Origin of the sequence: Streptomyces sp. NPDC087440 (assembly GCF_044744005.1) — a bacterium.
Classification (GTDB): Bacteria; Actinomycetota; Actinomycetes; order Streptomycetales; family Streptomycetaceae; genus Streptomyces.
In genome coordinates this window covers 311,939-333,379 of sequence record NZ_JBIUXN010000005.1, presented here as the reverse complement: position 1 = coordinate 333,379, position 21,441 = coordinate 311,939, and the positions used below count along the sequence as shown (strand labels likewise).

At 72.7% G+C, this 21,441-nt stretch carries 15 protein-coding genes; 9 read left to right on the top strand and 6 right to left on the bottom strand.

Features of this window, described 5'->3' with window-relative positions; translation table 11 throughout:
• Positions 1–10: 10 nt before the first annotated feature.
• Positions 11–1,270, bottom strand: a complete 1,260-nt coding sequence (locus tag ACIO3O_RS14330) for a serine hydrolase domain-containing protein (RefSeq protein ID WP_401745173.1) — start codon at positions 1,268–1,270, stop codon at positions 11–13.
• Positions 1,271–1,648: 378 nt separating this feature from the next.
• Here ACIO3O_RS14330 and ACIO3O_RS14325 point away from each other — a divergent pair, with 378 nt between their 5' ends.
• The gene (locus tag ACIO3O_RS14325; RefSeq protein WP_401745172.1) at positions 1,649–2,095 is read left to right on the top strand and encodes an ATP-binding protein; all 447 of its coding nucleotides are present in this window, start codon (positions 1,649–1,651) and stop codon (positions 2,093–2,095) included.
• A gap of 32 nt (positions 2,096–2,127) precedes the next feature.
• On the opposite strand, the gene ACIO3O_RS14320 is transcribed toward ACIO3O_RS14325, so the two are convergent.
• Positions 2,128–3,066 carry an AraC family transcriptional regulator gene (locus tag ACIO3O_RS14320; protein ID WP_401745272.1) on the bottom strand — a complete coding sequence of 313 codons (939 nt, stop codon included), beginning with the start codon at positions 3,064–3,066 and terminating at the stop codon, positions 2,128–2,130.
• A 104-nt stretch (positions 3,067–3,170) separates the two neighbouring features.
• Here ACIO3O_RS14320 and ACIO3O_RS14315 point away from each other — a divergent pair, with 104 nt between their 5' ends.
• Both ACIO3O_RS14315 and ACIO3O_RS14310 read left to right on the top strand, forming a co-directional pair.
• Complete coding sequence (locus ACIO3O_RS14315) at positions 3,171–3,851, top strand: NAD(P)H oxidoreductase (RefSeq protein ID WP_401745171.1); 681 nt, start codon at positions 3,171–3,173, stop codon at positions 3,849–3,851.
• 132 nt (positions 3,852–3,983) lie between these two features.
• On the top strand, positions 3,984–5,960 hold the full coding sequence (locus ACIO3O_RS14310) for an ABC transporter ATP-binding protein (protein WP_401745170.1): 1,977 nt from the start codon (positions 3,984–3,986) through the stop codon (positions 5,958–5,960).
• 40 nt (positions 5,961–6,000) lie between these two features.
• On the opposite strand, the gene ACIO3O_RS14305 is transcribed toward ACIO3O_RS14310, so the two are convergent.
• The 3 genes from ACIO3O_RS14305 to ACIO3O_RS14295 all read right to left on the bottom strand — a co-directional run bounded on the left by ACIO3O_RS14305 (position 6,001) and on the right by ACIO3O_RS14295 (position 12,510).
• Positions 6,001–8,850, bottom strand: a complete 2,850-nt coding sequence (locus ACIO3O_RS14305; RefSeq protein WP_401745169.1) for an LPXTG cell wall anchor domain-containing protein — start codon at positions 8,848–8,850, stop codon at positions 6,001–6,003.
• 525 nt (positions 8,851–9,375) lie between these two features.
• A complete protein-coding gene (locus ACIO3O_RS14300) occupies positions 9,376–10,680 on the bottom strand; it encodes a DUF11 domain-containing protein (RefSeq protein WP_401745168.1) in 1,305 nt (434 codons plus the stop codon).
• 174 nt (positions 10,681–10,854) lie between these two features.
• Entirely contained in the window at positions 10,855–12,510 is a 1,656-nt protein-coding gene (locus ACIO3O_RS14295; RefSeq protein WP_401745167.1) for an Ig-like domain-containing protein, read from the bottom strand.
• Between the two features lie 441 nt (positions 12,511–12,951).
• Here ACIO3O_RS14295 and ACIO3O_RS14290 point away from each other — a divergent pair, with 441 nt between their 5' ends.
• From ACIO3O_RS14290 to ACIO3O_RS14265, 6 genes are all read left to right on the top strand, one after another.
• Positions 12,952–13,842, top strand: a complete 891-nt coding sequence (locus ACIO3O_RS14290) for a helix-turn-helix domain-containing protein (protein WP_401745166.1) — start codon at positions 12,952–12,954, stop codon at positions 13,840–13,842.
• Positions 13,843–13,996: 154 nt separating this feature from the next.
• Positions 13,997–14,860: an ABC transporter ATP-binding protein gene (locus ACIO3O_RS14285; RefSeq protein WP_401745165.1), complete on the top strand. Its 864-nt coding sequence runs from the start codon at positions 13,997–13,999 to the stop codon at positions 14,858–14,860.
• Positions 14,861–14,939: 79 nt separating this feature from the next.
• Positions 14,940–16,007: an iron-siderophore ABC transporter substrate-binding protein gene (locus tag ACIO3O_RS14280; RefSeq protein WP_401745164.1), complete on the top strand. Its 1,068-nt coding sequence runs from the start codon at positions 14,940–14,942 to the stop codon at positions 16,005–16,007.
• Between the two features lie 14 nt (positions 16,008–16,021).
• Complete coding sequence (locus ACIO3O_RS14275; RefSeq protein ID WP_401745163.1) at positions 16,022–18,142, top strand: iron ABC transporter permease; 2,121 nt, start codon at positions 16,022–16,024, stop codon at positions 18,140–18,142.
• A 113-nt stretch (positions 18,143–18,255) separates the two neighbouring features.
• Complete coding sequence (locus tag ACIO3O_RS14270; RefSeq protein WP_401745162.1) at positions 18,256–19,332, top strand: peptidase C39 family protein; 1,077 nt, start codon at positions 18,256–18,258, stop codon at positions 19,330–19,332.
• A gap of 107 nt (positions 19,333–19,439) precedes the next feature.
• Positions 19,440–20,675: a GNAT family N-acetyltransferase gene (locus tag ACIO3O_RS14265; protein WP_401745161.1), complete on the top strand. Its 1,236-nt coding sequence runs from the start codon at positions 19,440–19,442 to the stop codon at positions 20,673–20,675.
• A 121-nt stretch (positions 20,676–20,796) separates the two neighbouring features.
• Here ACIO3O_RS14265 and ACIO3O_RS14260 read toward each other — a convergent pair whose 3' ends face one another.
• Entirely contained in the window at positions 20,797–21,429 is a 633-nt protein-coding gene (locus ACIO3O_RS14260) for a TMEM175 family protein (protein WP_401745160.1), read from the bottom strand.
• Positions 21,430–21,441 lie beyond the last annotated feature (12 nt).

Below are 21,441 nucleotides of genomic sequence, written 5' to 3'. Positions count from 1 at the left end.
CGGGCGGTCCTCAGCGGTTCTCGGGCAGGTCGGCCTCCGCCGGGAGGGCGGAGCGCGGGTGGAGCTGCCGGGTCGTCGGGGATGCCGTCGGCCGGGCGGGCTTGCCGCAGAAGGCCGCCTCCAGGGTGCCGCCCAGCGCCGTGTTCACCGCGCCCCGGTTCGAGGTGTTCGCCATGGCGGAGAGCGCCCGGCGGCCGTCGCGGGTCGCGAAGGCGTAGGTGTAGAAGCCCTGAACGGTACCGGTGTGGCCGTAGACCTGGGTGCCGCAGGACAGGTCGTAACGGCGCAGTCCCAGTCCGTAGAAGCGGGTCTGGGTGGTGTCCGTCGGGGTGACCGTGGTCATCGCGTCCAGCATGCGCGGCGAGAGCAGCCTGCCCCGCATCAGTGCGGAGGTGAAGGTGTTGAGGTCGGCGGGGTCGGAGATGACCGCACCGGCCGCCTGGGCCCAGGAGACGGTCTGTTCCGTCGAATCGACGAGCGGGGCGCCCTCCTCGTCGGGGTGGAGGTAGCCGCGCACGTGCGTGCCCTTGATCCGCGTGTCGGGGTGGACGTAGGAGGTGTGCCGCAGCTTCAGGGGCTTGATGATGCGGCGCTCGTACTGCCGGGCGACCGGGGTGCCCGTGGCCTGCTCGATGAGCATGCCGACGACGACGAAGTTGGTGTTGGAGTATCTGTACGCGGCCCCCGGCTCGGTGGTGCGCGGCAGGGCCAGCGAGAGGCCGACCAGTTCCCGCTGGGTGAAGACCCGGTTGCGGACGGCCTCGAAGCCGGGCACGGTCCGGGCGAACATGTCGTCGGTGTAGTCGGCCAGGCCGCTGCGGTGGGTGAGCAGGTGACGGACCGTGATGCGGTCGTCGGGCAGCAGGCCGGGGAGGTAGCGGTTGACGGGCGCGTCGAGCTCCAGCCGCCCCTCGTCGACCAGTTGGAGCAGGACGACGCTGGAGAAGGTCTTGCTGACGCTGCCGATGCGGAAGCGCGCCCGGGTGTTCATGGCCTCGCCGGTCGTGCGGTCGCGGACGCCGACGGTCCTGGTAAGGACACCGTCGGGGCCGGTGAAGCGGGCCATCGCGCCCGGGGCGCCCTTGGCGAGGGCGGCGTTCAGGGCCGCGGTCACACCGTCCAGGTCGGGGGCGGGGGGTGTCTGCGCCGCGGCCGGGGCCGTGGCGGCCGCCGGTGCCGCGACGGCCGCGGTGGCGGGGGCGAGACCGCAGGCCAGGGCGGCGATCAGGGTGGCGCTGACGGCCGTACGGCGGTGCGTCGACAGGGGCATGGGACAACCTCGTTCTCAACTGGTCGCGGGAGCGGCGCACCTGGGGGAATGCCGCCGGGAATTCCGGGAGGACGGTCGCCGAGCGCGGCCCCGGGCCCTCACCGATCATGAGGGCCCGGACGGCGGGTCGGTTCCTGACATGCGGTGCGGAAATCCAGTTCGAGGGATTCCCGTTGACGTCCCGGTACGAGCCCCCCCTCGGCGGGGCCGGTTGCCTCGCCGCGGGCTCGCCGGGTCCCGTACGGCTCATCAGGACTCGTGGAACGCGAGGTGCGGGTGTCGCGCATGGAGAGGGGAAGCAGGGGTACGTGGGCCGTGCAGGCTGGGCAACACGAACAGGTGCGAGCCGGACGATGTCGCTGACCCACAGGCGGAGGTATGAAGCAGACCACACCCGACAGTGACATCCGGAAAGATCCCGCCATCGCTGTCGTGGCGGCATCCATGTCCTTCGACATGGACTCGGGAGAGATCTTCCGGGCCCGAGACTTCCTGCGCGACTTCCTGCGCCGTGTACGGACGGTGGGCGGTCGGCCGGTCACCGTGGACGCGGCGGAGATCGCCCGGCTGGTGGTGAGCGAACTCGCCACGAACGTCTGCAAGCACGCCCCGGGGCCCTGCCGCCTCGACCTGCGCGTCCAGGCCGACGTGCTGACGGTCACCATGCGGGACTACGGCTGGAGCGGCACGCCCGTCGTCCACCGCCCGGACCCCGACCGGGTCGGCCAGCACGGTCTGGAGATCGTCTCCGCCCTCAGCCGCCGGATGGACGTCCGGCAGGAACCGGGCGGCACGCGCGTGCGGGTGGAGATTCCCCTGGCCTGACCCGGGACAAGACCGTCGGCGAGCTTCCGGTCTCAGGCCGCCGCGGTGCGGAACGTACGGGGACTCTGGCCCTTGTGGCGTTTGAACGCGGCGCTGAAGCCGAACGCGTCGGCATAGCCCACGGACCTTCCGATCTGGGCGATGCTGAGGTCCGTGTCGGTGAGCAGCGTCTCGGCCTCGTCCATGCGGCATTCCGTGAGGTACGTGAGGGGCGGGCGGCCCATCAGTGCGGTGAAGCGCTTGGCGAACAGGGCCCGGGAGACGCCCGCCCGGGTGGCCAGCGAGGCGACCGTCCAGGACTCGGCGGGCCGGTCGTGGAAGGCCTGGAGGGCCGGGCCGAGAACGTCGTCGGCGAGGCCCCGGTACCAGCTCGGCGCGTCGGCACCGGCCTGGTCGAACCAGCTGCGCAACGTGCACACCAGGGCCCAGTCGAGGAGCCGGTCCATCAACGCCTGGGAACCGGCGGTGAGTTGGGCGGCGTCGGCGGCGGCCTGCTCCAGCCAGCCGCAGACCTCCGCGTCCTCCGTGACCACCAGGACGGGCGGCAGCGCGTTCAGCAGCCGCTCGTGGCGGCGGCCGGAGGCACGGTAGGCGCCCACGATCAGCGCGGTCGCCTCCTCCGTGTCGGTACCCCAGCGAATTCCGCTCAGCTCCTGGGCGGTGCATTCGGCGTCCGTGGTGAAGCAGGCGATCTCGTAGGCGGAAGAGGCGCGTTGGAGGCTGCCGGGGCGGTCCGCCAGGTGGAACGGGGCGGGGCCGCGCACGATGGCCGTGTCGCCCACGCCGACCTTCCGCTCGGTGCCGTCGGGCAGCAGCAGGGTGCCTCCGCCGCGCAGCACGCTGACCATGGTGAGCGGTGCCTCGTCGGCGAAGCGGATGGTCCAGGGTGCCGTCAGGACGGCGTGGCTGACGACCGAGCCCTCGGCCCGGATGCCGCTGAGGAGCGTACTCAAAGGGTCCACGGACCACAGCGTAGACGATCTCCTATGTTCCGTAGCGCTTCTCCCATGGATCATCTACATCGCTGCGGCTGTACTGGGTTCATCGCACCGAACGACACCAGCCGGGAGAGACCGTGACTCAGCTCGACAGCCCTGCCAGGACCGCCCTCGTCGTCGTCGCACACCACCGCGCCGACTCCCTCACCGCCCACACGGCCCGCCGTGCCGCCGCCCGGCTCGAAGCCGCCGGATACCGCATCGACCTCCTCGACCTGCGCGCGGAGGGGTTCGACCCGCAGATGAACGTCGCGGACGAACCCGACTGGGGCAACCGGGAGAAGGCGTACTCGGACGAAGTGCAGGCCCATATGCAGCGCATCCTCGACGCCGATGTCGTCGTCGCCGTCTTCCCGGTCTACTGGCAGAGCGTGCCCGCCCTGCTCAAGGGCTGGATCGACCGTGTATGGAACTACGGGTTCGCCTACGGCCGCAGCAAGCCCCGCCTCGCGGGCAAGCGCATGCTGTGGCTGGGCCTGGCCGGAGCGACGTCCGACGACTCCATCGTGGCGGGGATGCAGACCGTCCTCGAAACCAACCTGAGCGAGGGCATCGCCTACTACTGCGGGTTCTCCCAGTCCACCGTCGGCCTGCTCACCGACGCGGAGGAGCGGCCGCAGCGGGTCGACGCCGAGGGCAACCTCCTGGTCGGCGACGCGGTCGCGGGTGCCGAACGGGAGGTGCAGTACGCCGACTTCGACCGCCGGGCGGAGGAGCTCGTGGACAGGTTCGTCGCCGAGGAACTCGTCGCGGTCTGATCGGCGGGGCGGCCTGCGCGGGCGTACTGGCCAGGACGGGGGCACGGGGCAGATCCCGCACCGTGCCCCGAGGGCGCGCGCGGATGCGCGCTCCGAATGGTCCGCCGGTGGCCCGGGGGTGATCATGGCCCCATGTCTGGGGCCCGGGAAGAGGACACGGCGAAGGCGGCGGACGGCGCCCACCCGGCGAGCGCGGCGGATTCCTCGGACGCGCTCCCCGAGCAGGAGCCGGCGGACACCTCGGGCGCGCTCCCCGAGCAGGAACTGACGGTGGAGAGCCGCCACTGGGACGCCTTCGACTCCGAGGTCCGGGCAACCGGGTACCTCACGATGGTGCGCCGCCTGCCCTGGCTCATCGGGCACGGTCTGCGGCTGTCCTGGCAGGCGAGCCGCCGGGACACGGCAGCGGCCCTGATCGCCGGGGTGAGCGCCGCCGTACTGACCTCGTTCGGGCTGCTCGCCACCAACGGGGCGCTGGAGTCCCTGCTGACCGGCGGTCCCACCCGCGAGCGGGTCCAGGAGGCCGTCCCCTCCCTCGTCTGGCTCGCCGTGATCATCACGGTGCGGGGCGCTCTCCAACTGGCCGTCGACTGGCTCCAGCAGCGCCTGGTCCCCCAGGTGGAGCAGACCGCCCTGCTCTCCCTCTTCGCCGTCGTCGGGCGGGTCGATCTGGTCGCCCTGGACGACCCCGACTTCCACGACCAGGTGCAGCGCGCGCAGGAACGCGGGGCGGGCAGCACCGGCCGGATGGTCGGCGTGACGCTGTCCATCGCGACCGCCCTGTTCGGGATGGTCGCCGTGGCGGGCACCCTGGCCCTCCTGCATCCGGTGCTGGTGCCTCTTGTCCTGCTGGCCGCACTGCCGCCCGCGTGGGCGTCGGTGCGCTCCGCACGCGAGAGCTACGGGATGTACAGCAGCGTCGCCGCGCTCTACCGCCGCGAGCAGGTCGTACGCCAGCTCCTGGCCGACCGGGAACCGGCCGCCGAGCTGCGGGCGTTCGGCATGCGGGACTTCCTCATGCGGGAGTTCCGCGGCGTGCAGCAGGCGGTGTGCGACCGGCTGCTGCAACTGGCCGGGAAGCAGATCCGCTTCCAGGGCCAGGGCCAGGCCCTGGGCGGCATCGCCACCTTCGCCATCTACCTGGCGCTCGGTCTGCTGCTGGTTTCGGGCCGCATCCCCTTCGCCGCGGCGGGCACCGCCCTGGTCGCCGTCCGCACGGCCCAGCAGATCCTCACCGGGCTCACGCACTCCGTGAACACCGCCTACGAGGACGGGCTGTACGTGTCGGACTTCCTCGCCCTGCGGGACGACATCGCCCCGCGCCGCATCACCAACGGCACCCGCACGCTGCCCGCCTCCTTCACCCACGTCACCGCCCGCGACGTCACCTTCACCTACCCCGCCGCCGACTCCCCCGCCGTCCAGGGCGTCGACCTCGATCTGCGGCGCGGCGAGGTCGTGGCCCTGGTCGGCGAGAACGGGTCGGGCAAGACCACCCTCGCGAAGATCATCGCCGGTCTGTACCTCCCGGACGCCGGAGAGGTCCGTTACGACGGCATCTCCACGGCCGAGGCCGACCGCGACGGCCTGCCCTCCCTCGTCGCCCCCGTCCCGCAGGCCTTCGTACGCTGGCCCCTCACCGTCCGCGACAACATCACCCTGGGCGCGCCCGGCGACGAGGCCCGCGTCCGCGGGGCCGCCTCGGAGGCCGGTGCGGACGGCTTCATCGAGACGCTGCCCCGGGGGTACGACACGCTGCTGGACCGATCGTTCAAGGAGGGCCGCGACCTGTCCGGCGGCCAGTGGCAGCGGCTGGCCATCGCGCGCGGCTTCTACCGCGACACCCCGCTCCTCATCTGCGACGAACCGACGTCCGCCCTCGACGCCCGGGCGGAGCACGCCCTGTTCGAGCGGATCAAGGCACTGGCCCACGGCCGCACCGTACTGCTCATCACGCACCGGCTCGCCAGCGTGCGGATGGCGGACCGCATCTACGTACTCGAACAGGGCCGTCTCCACGAACACGGCACGCACACCGAACTGATGGCCCGTCACGGCCTGTACCACGAGCTCTACACGCTCCAGGCCTCCGCGTACCGGTCCGACTGAGCTCTCGGGGACCGATGTGGTGCGGGACAAGGTGGTGCTGCTACCGGCGCTTCCCGGCGTGTCCCGCACTCCTGCGTCGGGTCAGGAACAGGAGAGCGCCGCCCAGGATCGACATGCCGCCCGCCACCGCGAGCAGTTGCCCGTCGGAGCCGGTCTCCGCGAGCGCAGGACCGTGGTGGCCGGTGGGCTTGTGGCTCGTGGGCTTGTGACCTGTGGGCTTGTGGCCCGTCGGCTTGTGGCCCGGGGGCGTGGGCGGGGGCTCGTGCGGCGGCACGTGGCCCGGCGGTGCGGGCTTGACCCGGGGCAGGCTGCCCTGGGGGTCGTTGGTGTTGTTGCCCGGGTCGCGGTCCAAGGTGTCGCTGGTGACCTTGGCCTCGTTGCGGATGTCGGTGCCGTCGCCCCGGTACGAGGCGGCCAGCCGGACGGTGAAGCGCCAGGACGTCGACTCGCCGGGCAGCAGGGCGGCCACCGGGCCGCACCTCACGGTCCCGCCCGAGGCGGTGCACCCGTCGGGCGAGGAGACGAAGCCGACCTGGCGGGGCAGCGGGTCGCTCGCCCGGACGTTGACGGCAGTGGAGGGACCGTTGTTGGTGACGGTGAGGACGTACTCGAAGGTGCCGCCCGGCTTGACGGCACCCCCTGCGGGCATCCGGGCCGACTTCGTCAGGAAGAGGTCGGCGTCGGCTGCGGACGTCTGGCCGCCGGGGGGCGGGGTCGGGTCGCTGGGGTTGTTGCCGGGGTCGGGGTCGCCGGTGACGGCCTCGACCGAGGCGGTGTTCGCCAGGTCGTCACCGCGGCCGAGGTACGAGGGGTCGAGCCTGACCTTGAAGACCCACGCCGTGGACGCGCCCGGGGCGATGTCCTCGGGGCCGCAGGTGACGGTCTGCCCGGCGGCCGTGCAGCCGTCCGGCGAGGATACGAACGACAGCCCCCGGGGCAAGGTGTCGACGACCGTGGCGCCCTTGGCCGTCGAGGGGCCGTTGTTAGTGGCGGTCACCCGGTAGTCAAAGGTCTCGCCGGGTTTGACCGGCTCGTTCGTGACCGTTTCCTTCTTGGTGGTCAAGTCCGCGCTCGGGTCGCCCGCGCCGCCGCCGGGCAGTCCGGCGGTCGCGACGTCGTTGTCCGGGTTGGGGTCGGCGTTGTCGGCGGTGACCTTGGTGGTGTTGAGGATGTCCTTGCCGTCGCCGGTGTAGTCCGCGGCCAGCTTGACCTTCAGCAGGTACTCCTGCTTGCCGCCGACCGGCAGCGGAGTGGGTCGCTTGCAGCTGACCTGCCGGCCCGTGGCGGTGCAGCCCTCGGGCGACGAGGAGACGAACGTCAGTTGCGCGGGCAGGCTGTCGCCGACGGTGACGTTGTAGGCGTCGGCGGACGGCCCGTCGTTCGTGACGACGATGCGGTAGTCGAAGGTGGTGCCCGGCGTCGGCCGGGTGTTCCCGACGGGAGTCTTCGTCACCCCGATGTCCGCCTTCGGCAGGGCGGGCTTCCCGCCGGGGAGCGGGGTGCCGGGGCGCGGGTTGGTGTTGTCGTCCGGGTGGTCGTCGTCGGTGTCGGACGTCGCGGTCACCAGGTTCAGCGCGTCCGAACCGTCGCCGGTGTAGTCCGGGTCGAGCCGGACCGTAAAAGTCCAGGTCTTGGAGGCGCCCGGGGCGAGGGTCGCCTCGGGGCCGCAGGTGACGACCTGCCCGGCCGCCGTGCAGCCGTCCGGCGACGACACGAAGCTCAGCGCGGCGGGGAGCGGGTCGCGCGTGGTGACGTTCGCGGCCGTGGAGGGACCGTTGTTCGTCACGGTGACCCGGTAGTCGAAGGTGTCCCCCGGCGGGACCGGTGTGTCGGTGGTCGTGACCTTGGTGGTGGCGAGGTCGGCGTTCGGCCTCGCGACGACGTCGCCCGGGGGCCGCGCGGGCGGGCTGTCGTTGTTCCCGGGGTCGGGGTCGGAGGTGTCCGAGGAGGCGCGGGCCACGTTGCCCAGGTCGCTGCCGTCGCCCCGGTACGCGGGGTCGATCTGCACGCGGATCGTCCAGCTCTTCGTGCCGCCGGCCGCGAGCGAGGCCGCCGGGCCGCAGGTGACGACCTGTCCGGCGGCCGTGCAGCCGTCCGGCGAGGAGACGAAGGTCAGCCCGGTGGGGAGGGTGTCCGTCACCTTCACGTTGGCCGCGTCGGACGGCCCGTTGTTCTTGACCGAGACGAGGTAGTCGAACGACTCGCCCGGCCGCTTCAAAGTCGTGCCCACGGCCGTCTTGGTGGTCGCCAGATCGGCCTGCGGGGTGTACGGGCCGGGCGGCAGGACGGGGTCGGTCCCGTCGTTGCCGGGGTCCGGGTCGTCGGTGTCGGACGTTCCGGTGGTGACGTTGCCCAGGTCGCTGCCGTCTCCCTGGTACGCGGGCTTGATCCGCGCGACGAACGTCCACCTCCGGGTCGCTCCGACCGCCAGCGTGGGCTCGGGTCCGCAGGTGACGACCTGACCGGTCGCCGTGCACCCGTCGGCGGAGGACACGAACTCGATGTTCGCCGGGAGCGTGTCGGTGGACGTCACATTCCGGGCCGTCGAGGGCCCGTTGTTCTTCGCCGTCAGCGTGTACGTGAAGGGCTGGCCCGGGGGCACGGCGCGGCGCGAGGAAGTCCGCGGGCCGCCGGTCGTGCCGTACGTGAGCTGGGCCTGTCGCGCCTTCGGGAGGTCCTTCGGGGCCACGTGAGCAGTCGTCGAGCGTGCCGGTTCCGCACCCTTCGCCGGTGCGGCGATCCGGCCGTTCTTCGCGGCCGGACGGGCGTTCGGCGCCTCCTCACCAGCGCCCGGGGCGGCGACCGCGTGCGCGGGCACCACCGGGAGGCCCGGAAGCAGCACCACGGCCATGGCGCCGGGCGCGATCCAACGCCGCTTGTTTCTGCTCATGTGGGAAACCGTTTCCTTCGTTGCGAGCGACCCGTGACGGTGCTCGCCGACCTACCAGGACAGTTGAGGCGCACGCGGACGGTCAGTGACTGGTCGTCAGGCGTATTTACGTACAGGGGTGTCCGGTAACGGATGAGGTGGGGGCGCAACTCGTACGACAGCCTCAGTCACCCGTGAGGAGTAAGGCGCGCCCCGCACACCACGACCCCGCTCCCGAACGCGGGAGGACGCTGCTCACCACGCGATCCGCGCCCTCTCGGGACCGGCCCAAGAGCGGACGGGCCCGACGCGCTGTTGCGGAAGGCGGTGGCATCACGTAGAGCCGTTGGCCGTACGTTGGCGGGCTGTGCGTCCGCGTGTCCGGCCCCGGGCCTCCTTCGGGCGGCCGGGAGCGCGCGGCACGAGAGGAGGCTGCGACCCCCCGTCGGGGGCCGCAGCCTCTGGGCCGTACTCGTTGCTTCCGGGTCAGGAAAGGGGAAGGGAAAGGGGAATTGCCTCCCGGTCAGGAAGGCGGGACCGATCGGCTCACGAAGCCGTCTTGCCGCTTTCGATGTCGGCCTTCGGCGCTGCCGGAGAGCCGCCCGGCAGCCCTGCGGGGGTGTTGGAGTTGTTGCCGGGGTCGGAGTCGTCGGTGTCCGAGGAAGCGGTCGCGACGTTGCGGACGTCGGAGCCGTCGCCCAGGTAGTCCGGGTCGAGCTTCACCTTGAACGTCCAGACCTTGGCGGCGCCCGGCGCGAGGGACGCCTGCGGTCCGCAGGTGACCGTACTGCCGCTCGCGGTGCAGCCGTCGGCCGAGGAGACGAAGCTCAGCGCGGCGGGCAGCGGGTCGCTCGCCTTGACGTTGAGGGCCGCCGAGGGGCCGTTGTTGACCACCCTGATCGCGTAGTCGAAGGTCTCGCCCGCGGAGATCTTCGCGGTCGTCGTGGGAGCCTTCGTGGTCGCCAGGTCGGCGTTCGGCCGGCCGATCGTCGGGGCGGGGGCCGCGGTGCTGGGGTTGTTCGCGGGGTTCGGGTCCTGGGTGACCGACGTGGCGGTGGCCACGTTGGTCAGGTCCGATCCGTCACCGGCGTAGGACGGGTCCAGCTTGACGCGGAAGCGCCACTCCTTGGTTCCGCCGGAGGCGACGGCGGGCTCGACCCCGCAGGTGACGTTCTGGCCGGCCGCGGTGCAGCCGTCGGCCGAGGAGACGAAGGTCAGCCCGGCGGGGAGGGCGTCGGTGGCGCTGACCTGCCGCGCGTCCGAGGGTCCCGCGTTGGACGCCGTGATCCGGTAGTCGAACTCCTGCCCGGGTGCGACGGGCCCCGGGGCGACGTGGGCCTTCTGCGTGGTGATGTCGGCCTGCGGGGTGAACGGGCCGGGCGGCTTGACCGGGTCCGTCCCGTCGTTGCCCGGGTCCGGGTCGCCCGCGTCCGACGAACCGGTGGTGACGTTGCCCAGGTCGCTGCCGTCCCCGGTGTAGGACGGCTTGATCCGCGCGGTGAACGTCCAGGTCTTGGTCGCCCCGACCGCCAGCGTGGGCTCGGGTCCGCAGGTGACGACCTGACCGGCCGCCGTGCACCCGTCGGCGGAGGACACGAACTCGATGTTCGCCGGGAGCGTGTCGGTCGACTTCACGTTCCGGGCCGTCGAGGGCCCGTTGTTCTTCGCCGACAGCGTGTACGTGAACGGCTGCCCCGGCGGGATCGCCCGCACGCTACCGGTACGGGGTCCGCCCGACGCGCTGTACGCGATGCCCTCCGCGGCCCGATCGCCCCGGGACTCGGCGACTGCGGCCGCGTCCGCCGTGGTCAGGGGGAACGCGGAGAACCCGGTGCACAGGGCGAGGGCCACGGCGCACGAGGCTCTCCGTCGGTGTCGCGCTGCTGCATTCGTCTGCATGAAGTGTTGCCTTCCACACTGTCGGTCCCCGGCCCGAACGGGCCGGTCGGATACGGGGACGGGAGCGGCGTCCCGCAAGCCGCCGCTCCTGTCCGTACGGCACGGCTCAGGTCCGTACGGCACGGCTCAGGGGGTCTTCTTCTCGCTCTCGATGTCCGCCCGGGGGTCGGCGGGGCCGCCGCCCGGCAGGCCGACGGGATCGTTGGAGTCGTTGTCCGGGCGGGAGTCGCCGGTGTCCGCGGTGGCGGTGGCCACGTTGCCGACGTCGGAGCCGTCACCGGTGTAGCCGGGGTCGAGGCGGACGGTGAACGTCCACGTCCTGCTCGCGCCCACGGCCAGCGTCGCCTCCGGACCGCAGGTGACGCGCTGCCCGGTCGCGGTGCAGCCGTCGGCCGAGGAGACGAAACCCAACGGCGTCGGGAGCGGGTCTCCCGCCTTGACGTTCCGCGCGACGGACGGGCCGTTGTTCGTGACGGTGAGCCGGTACGCGAAGGTCTCGCCGGGAGCCACCTTGGTGGTGGTCGCCGTGCTCTTCACCATCGCCAGGTCGGCCTCCGGTGCCACGGTCACGTTGTCCGGTGCGCTGGAGGGGTACGTGGCGTCGGGGGCGTCCGGGTCGACGGGGGTCGCGGTGAAGCTGTTCGGTCCGGCCGGAATCGGGGTGGTGGCGGTGCAGGACCAGGTCCTGTCGGGTTGCACCGTGGCGGTGCAGAGGGGGCTGTTGTTCTTGTCCCTGACGGTGATGACGGTGCCCGGCTCGCCGGTGCCGGTGATCGTGGGGGTCTCGTCCCCGACGGTGCCGGTCGGCCCGGTGATGACCGGGGCGGGCAGGGTGAACTGGAGGACCACTTCACCGTTGCCGCCCTTGCCCTGCGCGCCACCGGCCCCGATGCCGGGGGCGCGCTGCGGGTCGGCTGCTCCGCCCGCCGCGCCGCCCGTGCCGGGTCCGGACGCCACGCCGCCCGGGGTGGTGGTGGCCGCGCTGACGCCCGCTCCGCCGATGTACGCCGATCCGCCGCCGCCACCCGCTCCTTCGGCGCCCTGACTCGGGCCGCAGACTCCGCCGCCGCCACCGAACCAGCCGCCGCCCCCGCCGCCGCCGCTGTTGGAGTAGGCGTTGCCGAAGGGGGCGAAGCCGGCGTTCCCGCCCCGGAACTTGGTGCCCGCCGTGGGAGCGGTCGGGCAGTTGGTGCCGGTGCCGGGCGCTCCACCGGTGGTCTGCTGGCCGGGACCACCGCGTCCCGGGTCGGCCACTCCGGTGTCGGCCCCGGTCGTACCACCACCGCCTCCGCCACCGGACCGGGTCGAGGAACCGGCCAGCAGCACTGAGCCGCCTCCGCCGCCGCCCGCGATGAGCAGCGGCGTCGTGCCGTAGGCCCCGGCCCAGATCGCCGACATGCCGCCACCGGCGCCGCCAAAGTTCTGGCCGGTCCCGGCGAGCCCGCCGCCCCCGTAGGCGCGGTTCACCGTCTCGGCCGGAACGCCCGCGCCGCCGGAGGTGACGGTGAGCTTCTGACCGGCCGTCAGGAGCCCGACGGTGCCCTGCGTGAATCCGCCACCGCCGCCCCCTCGGCTGGAAGCGGTGCGACCCGCACCACCGGCTCCCCACAGCTTCGCCCGGACGGGCGAGGACCCCTTGGGCACCGTGAAGGTCTGGTCTCCACCGCTGAACGTGTAGCGGAGGCAGTTGTTGAAGCCTGCTCCCGGGGTGCACCGGGCGGTCGCGGCAACCGCCGGGGCGGCCGTGAAGGCCACACCGGCTGCCGCTTGCAGGGCAACCACGGCGGTCGCGAGGAGGACGGACGCAAGCCGGCGATCGCTGGTGCGCCGTGCACCGGTACGCCCCGCCGAAGGCCTGGCGGGACAGCGGGGTTCGCCGCGAAGTCCCTCGCGCGTCGGCGGGCTCGCGGGCTGATGCATCTCCATCGCACCTCTCTCTCAGGCGGGAATGACAGGGCGTCACCCGCAAGCTCCGTAGCGAAAGGAAGTCGTCACCGGTCGGCACGCGGCCGCCCAGAACCACATCAGCCCATAGATGCCCAGATCACGCGAACCGTTGATCGTATTTTCAAACTCGCTCCGTATGGCGTAGGCCCGCGGCCGACGAGCCCGCCCGACGGCCGCGGACGAGTTCGGCCCGGATGGGCGACGGCCGGTGTCGCTCCGCTCACCTGCGGATTCACGGCCCGCTCCCCCGGCGGCGGCCGGGCTAGACTCGTCCGCATGATCAGATCGTCCCGTGGGGAGGCGGCCCCCGGGATGTGGCGGCGCGAGGCGGGCACCGTGGTGCGCCGGGCCGAGGCGCTCCCGGAGCAGCGGGTGGCCTCCAGCGCCATCGTCGCCGAGTCCCACATCGTCCCCGCGCCCACGGAGTGGGTGCCGCACGCGCATCCCGCCCACGAGCTCGTCTGGGTGCGCGGCGGGACGCTGGCGTCCCGGGTGGGAGACCGCGTCTTCACCGTGTTCGAGGGTCACGGGCTGTGGATGCCGGCCGGAACGGTGCACGCGGGCCGGGCGACGGAAGGCGCCCGGTTGCACGATGCCTTCTTCGCTCCCGACCGCACGCCGTTCGCGTTCGACGGACCGAAAGCGATCGCGATGACGCCGTTGCTGGAGTCCCTGCTGACCCATCTGTCCCGGACGGATCTCGACGAGGAGGCCCGGCTGCGGGCGGAATCCGTCGTGTTCGACGTGATCGAGCCCCTGGAGCCCCAGCTCGCGTTGCAGCTGCCGGGCGACCCCCGGATCGACGCGATCGCCGAGGCCCTGCTGGACGATCCCGGCGACGGCCGCTCCCTGGAGGAGTGGGCGCGGGAGCTGGGGAGCAGCGACCGTACGATCACCCGCGCGTTCCGTCGGGCGACGGGTCTCTCCTTCGCGCAGTGGCGGCAACTGCTGCGGGTGCACCGGGCGCTGATGCTGCTGGCCGACGGCTTCGACGTGACGACGGTCTCCGAGGTTCTCGGCTACGCCCAGCCCAGTTCCTTCATCGCCGCCTTCCGGCGCGTCATGGGCACCACGCCGGGTGCGTTCTTCGAGACGGCAGCCGGGGCGGGCGCGGGTGTCCGGAATTCCGTATCGGGTGGCCAGAACACCGGATTGTCGGCCAGCTGAGCGGAATATATGGTTCCGGAGTTAGGTAACCCTTAGTTGCTGCTCGCCGTGCACGGTGCTGCCCGTACGCGGGAGCGTGTGCGGTCCGGCCGGTGAAGGCCGGGCGGAGGGGTGCCGCAGTCCTCGTCACTCCCTCCGACCGTCCGGACCTGCCATGTTCACAAGCCCTTTGCGGCGTGCCGCGCTTCCCCCGGCGGCACCTGCCGGAACGGTGGCCGCGCTCACCGGACACGACCTGCTGCTGCGCCACAGCGGTGAGCCGGTCGTCCACGGCGTCTCCCTCACCCTGGAGCCCGGCCGTGCGACGGCCCTCGTGGGGCCCAACGGCAGCGGGAAGTCCACGCTGCTGCGCGCGCTCTCCCGTTTGCATCCCGTGGCCAGTGGCCGGGTGACGCTCGGTGCCCCCGACGGGCAGCCCGAGCGGGACGCGGCCCTGCTCACCTCCCGTCAGTTCGCCCGTGAGGTGACGCTGTTCTCCCAGTCGAGGGCGGCGCCCCAGGGACTGACGGTCGCGGAGGTCGTGGCGTTCGGACGCCACCCCCACCGCCGCGGCTTCGCCGGACCGACCGCCCGGGACCGTACCGCCGTCGACCACGCCATGGGCATCACCGGAGTACGGGACATGTCCGCACGGCAGGTCGGGGAGCTTTCCGGCGGGGAGATGCAGCGCGTCTGGCTCGCCGCGTGCCTGGCCCAGGACACCGGCGTGGTGCTGCTGGACGAGCCGACCAACCACCTGGACCTGCGGTACCAGTTCGAGACGCTCGACCTGGTGCGGGATCTCGTCGAGGAGCACGGCATCGCGGTGGGGATCGTGCTGCACGACCTCGACCAGGCGTCCCGGGTCGCGGACACGCTGGTTCTCCTGCGGGCCGGCCGGATCCACGCGGCGGGCACGCCCGCCGAGGTCCTCACGGCCGAGAACATCGGCGAGGTCTACGACATCCGGGTCGACGTCGGTGTCGATGCCCGCACCGGCCGGCTCCGCATCGATCCGCTCGGGCGACACCTGTCCTGAACTCCCCCGCAAGGGACGCCCCCTCCCGGAACCGTGCGTTCGCGGCTCCGACGTATTCGCTTCAGAAAGAGAACCCTTCATGAACCGTGTTCGTTGCCTGGCGGCTTCGGCCTCGACCGGCCTCGCCCTGCTCGCCCTGACGTCCTGCGGTACGACCGACGTCGACAAGGTCACGGCCGACAGCAGCAGGCCCGCCGCGGCCCCCGCGTCCAAGAGCTGCGCCCAGGACACCACACCGACCTCCACGAAGCCGGTCGCCCTCACCGACGGCGTCGGCCGCCAGGTGAAGCTCGACAAGCCCGCCCGGCGCATAGCGGTCCTGGAGTGGCAGCAGGTCGAGGACGCGCTGACCCTGTGCGTCACCCCGACCGCCGTCTCCGACGCGAAGGGGTACAGCACCTGGGTCAGCGCGGAGAAGCTGCCCGGCGGCGTGACGGACATCGGCACCCGTGAGGAGCCCGACCTCGACACGCTCTACGCGGCCAAGCCCGACCTCGTCGTCGTGGAGGCGTTCGACGCCAAGGACGAGATGATCAAGAAGCTGGAGAAGCGGGGCGTCCCCGTGATGGCCACGCGCGGGGCCGACCCCAAGGACCCGATCGGGAACATGCGCAAGGTGTTCAGCATGATCGGCGAGGCGACGGGGCGCTCCGAGCGGGCCGGTCAGGTGCTCACGGAGTTCGACCAGCACCTCGCGACGGCGAAGCAGAAGGTCACCGACGCCAAGCTGCCGACGAAGGACTTCGTGTTCTTCGACGGCTGGCTCCAGGGCGGCAACCTCACCGTCCGCCCGTACAGCGACGGCGCCCTGTTCACCGAGCTGGGCAAGGAACTCGGCATGAAGGCCGCGTGGACCGACGACGTCAACAAGAAGCACGGTGACGGCGGTGTCGACCCCGCCTACGGCCTCGCGCAGACCGACGTCGAGGGGCTCGCGTCGGTGGGCAACGCCAACCTCTTCTACGCCAACGACGACGGCGCGGGCGGCTACGTCGCCGCGATCCAGAAGAACCCGATCTGGAAGGGCCTCCCCGCCGTCAAGGAAGGCCGCGCCCACGCGTTCCCGGCACGGCTGTGGGGTGCGGGCGGTCCGCGCTCCACCATGCAGGCCATCGACGCCTACGTCGACGTACTCGGCAAGAAGTGAGCCCCGTCAAGACCGTGACATCCGAACGCACGGCGGTGTCCGGGCACACAGCGGTGACCGCGGAGAAGTCGCTGCCGCGCGCCGAGCGCGGCGGCGGCCCGGCCGGAGCGACCGTGCTGGCCGCCCTCCTCGCCGCGACCGTCCTGGTGGGCCTGTGGCACCTCACCCAGGGGACGTCGGGAGTCGGCGTCGGCGACCTGGTGCGCCACCTGCTCGGGGGACGGGAGAACCCCGGCGGCGCGCAGGTCGGCGAGATCCTCACCGGCTCGCGCCTGCCGCGTCTGCTCGCGGGGGTGGCGGTGGGCTTCACCCTCGGCTGCGCCGGCACCCTGCTCCAGGCCGTCACGCACAACACGCTCGCCTCGCCGGACACCCTCGCGGTCTCGGCCGGGGCCTACTTCTCCCTCACGCTCGCCGCCGCCTTCGGCATCGCCGTCCCGCTGTGGGCGTCGGGCACCCTCGCCTTCGCCGGCGGCCTCGTCGCGGCGGCACTCGTCCTCCTGCTCGCGGGCCGGGCGGCGGGCACGGCGGGCACCCGCCTCATCCTCGCCGGATCGGCGCTGGCGATGGCCCTGGACGCCGCGACCGGCACGCTCCTCATCCTGTTCCACCAGAACACCACCGGTCTCTACGCCTGGGGAAGCGGCTCGCTCTCCCAGCTGAACATCGACGCCTCCCTGCGGGCCCTCCCCCTGGTCGTCGTGGTGCTGGGGGTCGCCCTGGCGCTCTCCCGGCGGCTGGACGTGATGAACCTGGGCGACGACGCCGCAGCCACCTTCGGCGTGCCGATCCGCAGCACCCGTGTGATCGCCGTGCTCTGCGCGGTACTTCTGACCAGCACCGCGATCACCCTCGCGGGGCCCATGGCCTTCGTCGGTCTCGGGGCCCCGGTGCTGGCCCGGCTGATTGCGGGGCGGGTGCGCGCGCTGCGCCGGCACCTGCTCCTGATCCCCGCGGCCGGACTGCTCGGTGCGCTGCTCATCCTGCTCGCGGACGCGGTGCTGCGTGCGGTGCAGGGGGCGGACGGGGCCGCCTCCATTCCGACCGGTGTGCCGACCGCGCTGCTCGGTTCCGTCGTGATCGTGGTCCTCGCGCTGCGGCTGCGTGACACGGGCCGGCTGCGGCAGCCCCCGCGCGGGCGCGTCGCCGCGCGAACTCCCCGCGCGTACCTGCTCGTCGTGTCCGGCGCGCTGGTGCTGCTGGCGGGGGCCGCGCTCGTGGCGGTCCTGGCGGGGAGCCTCTGGCTGCGGACGGGAGACGTGGTCCTCTGGCTCCAGGGCGCGGCCCCGGACCTGATCGGACAGGCGCTCGACGACCGGGTGCCGAGAGTGACCGCCGCGGTCCTCGCCGGTGCGGCGCTCGGCCTGGCCGGATGCGTGGTGCAGGGCACGGTGCGCAACCCCCTCGCCGAGCCGGGGGTGCTCGGCATCACGGCGGGCGCCGGGCTGGGTGCGGCGGGTGTCGTCACCTCGGGGCTCGGCGGCGGACAGCCGGTGCTCGTCGCGGTCGCGGTCGCGGCGGGGCTCGCCACGTTCGCGGTCATCGCCCTGCTGGCGTGGCGCGGCGGATTCCTGCCGGACCGGTTCGTCCTGATCGGCATCGGTACCGGGTACGGGCTCAGTTCCCTGACCACCTTCCTCCTGCTGCGCGCCGACCCGTACGACACGCCCCAGATCTTCACCTGGCTCTCGGGCACCACGTACGGCCGCACGTTCGGCGATGTCGTGCCGGTCGCGGTGGGCCTGGCGCTCGCCCTTCCCGTACTGCTGTCGCTGCGCGAGCGGCTCGATCTGCTCGCCGTCGACGAGGACACCCCGCGGATCGTCGGCGTCAGGGTGGAGCGCACCCGTTTCACCGCGCTGGCGATCGCGGCCGTGCTCGCGGCGCTGAGTGTGATCGCCGTGGGCGTCGTCGGCTTCGTGGGGCTCGTCGCCCCGCACCTCGCCCGCTCGCTGGTGGGCGCCCGGCAGGGCCGGGTGATCCCCGTCGCGATGCTGCTCGGCGGACTGCTGGTGTGCGTGGCGGACGCACTGGGCCGCACCCTGGTCGCTCCCGCCCAGGTGCCGGCGGGCCTCATGATCGCCCTGGTCGGCGCACCGTACTTCGTGTGGGTGCTCCGGCAGTCCCGCGCCTGACCTCCGTAGGGGTGGGGAGCCCGGGCTCCCCACCCCTACCGCCGGCGGGCCGCCGTGAGCCCTCCGGCGCGCTTCCGTCCCTTCCCCCGTTCTCACCCGCCAGGAGCACCCGCATGTCGTCCCCGCAGGAAATGCCCGTACGGAACACCGTGGTGCCGTACGCGTCCGATGCCTGGCCGGTCCACCTGGCGGGGCTCGTCCCCCGCGACGTGGCGGAACGCTGGCGCGCGGTCGACCGGTCCGCCCAGGCCCCGCAGCTCGTGGCCGTCCCCGGAGACGACGGGGAGGGCTGGACGGCGGCCGCGCTCGTGACCGCACGTCCGGGCACGGCCTACCTGAAGATCGTGGACGCCGTGGGCGACGTCCCGGCGGCCGTCGCGGCCGTCGTCGGCCACGCACGCCGTCAGGGTCTCGCGCAGGTGAAGTGGGAGGGATGGACGGCACACCCCGGGGACGCCGCCGCCGCGGGCTTCGCCGCCCTGAACACTCCGCTCACGTGGGCGGAGGGCGCGGCCGGGCCGCCTGCCGGTTACGTTCGCTGGGTGCACGACGACGTGGCCGCACCGCCCCCGTACTACGGGCAGAGCACCCACTTCACGTGCGGCGCCGTCACCGCCCTGGTCGCGCAGGTGCACGCGGGCGTGCTGCCACCGGAGGCGCTCGACCGCCGGGCAGAGCTGACGCTGTGGCGCGACGCGACCAACTTCATGGCGTGCGAGCCCGTCGGCCTGGGCGTCGCCGTGCGCAGGGCGCAGCCGTCGTCCCGGGTCACGGTCCACCTCGACACGGACCGGCCCGTCCTGCTCGACCACCTCTCGGCCGAGGACCAGGAGTGGCGCGCCCTGCTCCAGCGCACCTCCCGTACGGAGGCCGAACGCCTCGGCGTACCGGTGGACGCGCGCCACCTCTCCCTGTCCGGGATCCGGGAGGCGGTCGGCCGGAGCGAGCACGTGCTGCTCCTGCTGTCGTTGGCGACGATGCTGGGGTTCGACGTGCCGCACTGGGTGCTCTGCCACGGAGTCGTGCCCGGCGCCGTCGTGATCGACGACCCCTGGGCCAACACGGCGACGGGGGACACCTGGGTCGACGCCCACCTCCTGCCGGTGCCGGACGCTTCGCTCGATGTGATGTCGACGATGTCGCCCGGGGACTTCCGCGGCGCGGTGACCCTCGGGCATCCGCAGCGGTGAGCAGGCCCGCCCGTTCCGACAGCCCGACTCCACGTACCGCAGCGTCCGCGCCGCCCACCAGCACAGCTGCGAACCCCCCGCGAACTCCCGAGAAGAGGACGGAAGCCATGCAGATTCGCTCCACCACCGACGAGGACCTGGAGGTCTTCGTCGACACGGTTCATGCGGCCTTCGGGCAGTTCCCGGAGACTCCCGTCGGGGAGGGCGGGCGCTGGTGGTCGGCGCTCGAAATGGATCGCGCTCTGCTCGCCGTGGCACCGGACGGCCGCCCCGTGGGCACCGCCGCCGCGTACTCCTTCGAACTCACCCTGCCCGGACAGGCACGCGTCCCGGTCGCCGGGGTGACCTCGGTCGGTGTCCTGCCCTCGCACCGGCGCCAGGGCGTGCTCAGCGCGATGATGCGGCAACAGCTCACCGAGGTGCGGGACCGGGGCGAGTTCCTCTCCGTGCTGCTGGCCTCCGAGGCCCCGATCTACGGCAGGTTCGGTTACGGACCCGCCACCTCCACCGCGCACTTGACGGTGCAGCGCCACAAGGCAGCCCTCGCCGCTCCACGGGCGCACTCGGACGCCTCCGCCGCCGCTCCCGCCGACGGCACGGTCGACGTGCTGCGGCGCGCCGACTGCGGCGCGATCCTGGAAGAGGTCTACGACCGGTACCGCCGCGCCCAGCCCGGCGCCCTGTCCCGCCCGCACCACTGGTGGGCCCGGGGAGCAGGGGCTGCGCCGGTCTCACCGGCGCCGCGCTACGTCGCCGTCCACCGTGCCGCCGACGGCACCCCGGACGGCTACGCCAGCTACTCCCTCGGCCAGCAGGACGGCCGGAGCACCTTGACGGTCGACGAGACGATCGCCGTCGACGACGCGGTCTTCACGGCACTGGCCCGGTTTGTCCTCGGCCACGACCTGGTCTCCCAGGTCGTGTTCCGCCATGTCCCGCCCGAGCACCCGCTGCGCTGGCAGTTCGCCGACCTCCGGGCCGGCGAGGTCGGCGGTCACGCCGACTGGCTCTGGGTGCGCCTCCTCGACGTACCGCGCGCACTGACCGCACGCGGCTGGCGCACGGACGGCGAGCTCGTCCTGGACGTCGACGACCCGTTCCTGGGCGAGCACGGCCGCCACCTGCTGACCGTCCGCGACGGCAGGGCCGTCTGCGTCCCCACCGACCGGCGGCCCGACCTGTCCCTGGACGTGCGCGACCTGGGCTCGCTCTACCTGGGCGGCACTCTCCCGAGCACGCTCGTACGCGCCGGACACGTCCGGGCACACCACCCGGGCGCCGCCCTCCTCGCGGACGCGCTCTTCGCCGCCGAGCGTCCCCCGCACTGCCTGCACTGGTTCTGACCGGAGTACGCCTTCTGACCGGGGTACGCCGGGAACGCGCGGGCCTGCCCCAGCACCCCGTCCTGCCCCGTGCGGCTACCCCGTCCTGCCCCGTGCGGCTACCCCGTCCTGCCCCGTGCGGCTACCCCGGACGGGAACCGCGCAGCCGGGAGAGCAGGCCCCCGCCGTACGGCGCGGCCAACGGGGCGAGGAACCACAGGACAAAGGCGTACGGAACCAGCCAGGCGACACCCGCGCTGATCAGGAACCACAGGCCCACCGCCCAGGACCCGTTGGCGTGCCGCCGGATCTGCGCGGGGTCCGCGTCGACCAGGCCGGTGCCGGCGGCGATCTCCTTGATGACGGCCTCGCACAGGACCATGGCCGCCATCGTTCCGGCGAACAGGGTCTGCGCCAGCGGGTTGCCGACGGACGCGCCCATGACCGCAGTCGGGAACGGGAGGAACGCGACCAGCAGCAGGAACGGTGCGTGCCAGCCCACGAAGGACTTCGACAGGACGACGACCTCGTCCATCAACCTGTGGTGGCGGCGCCACACCGACCACAACAGGACGAACGCCAGGGCGAACACCAGGTACGAGTCCCGCTGGTCCAGCAGGAAGCGGCCCAGCTCGGCGGCCGAGGACAACTCCGTCCCGTCCGGGCGTTCCAGTTCCACGGCCAGCAGCGTCATGGCGATCGCGAACAACGCGTCGGTGAAGAAGACGAGCCTCTCGGGGGAGAGCCCCGGCTCCGGGCGAGTACTGCCTTCCATCCGCACTCCCAT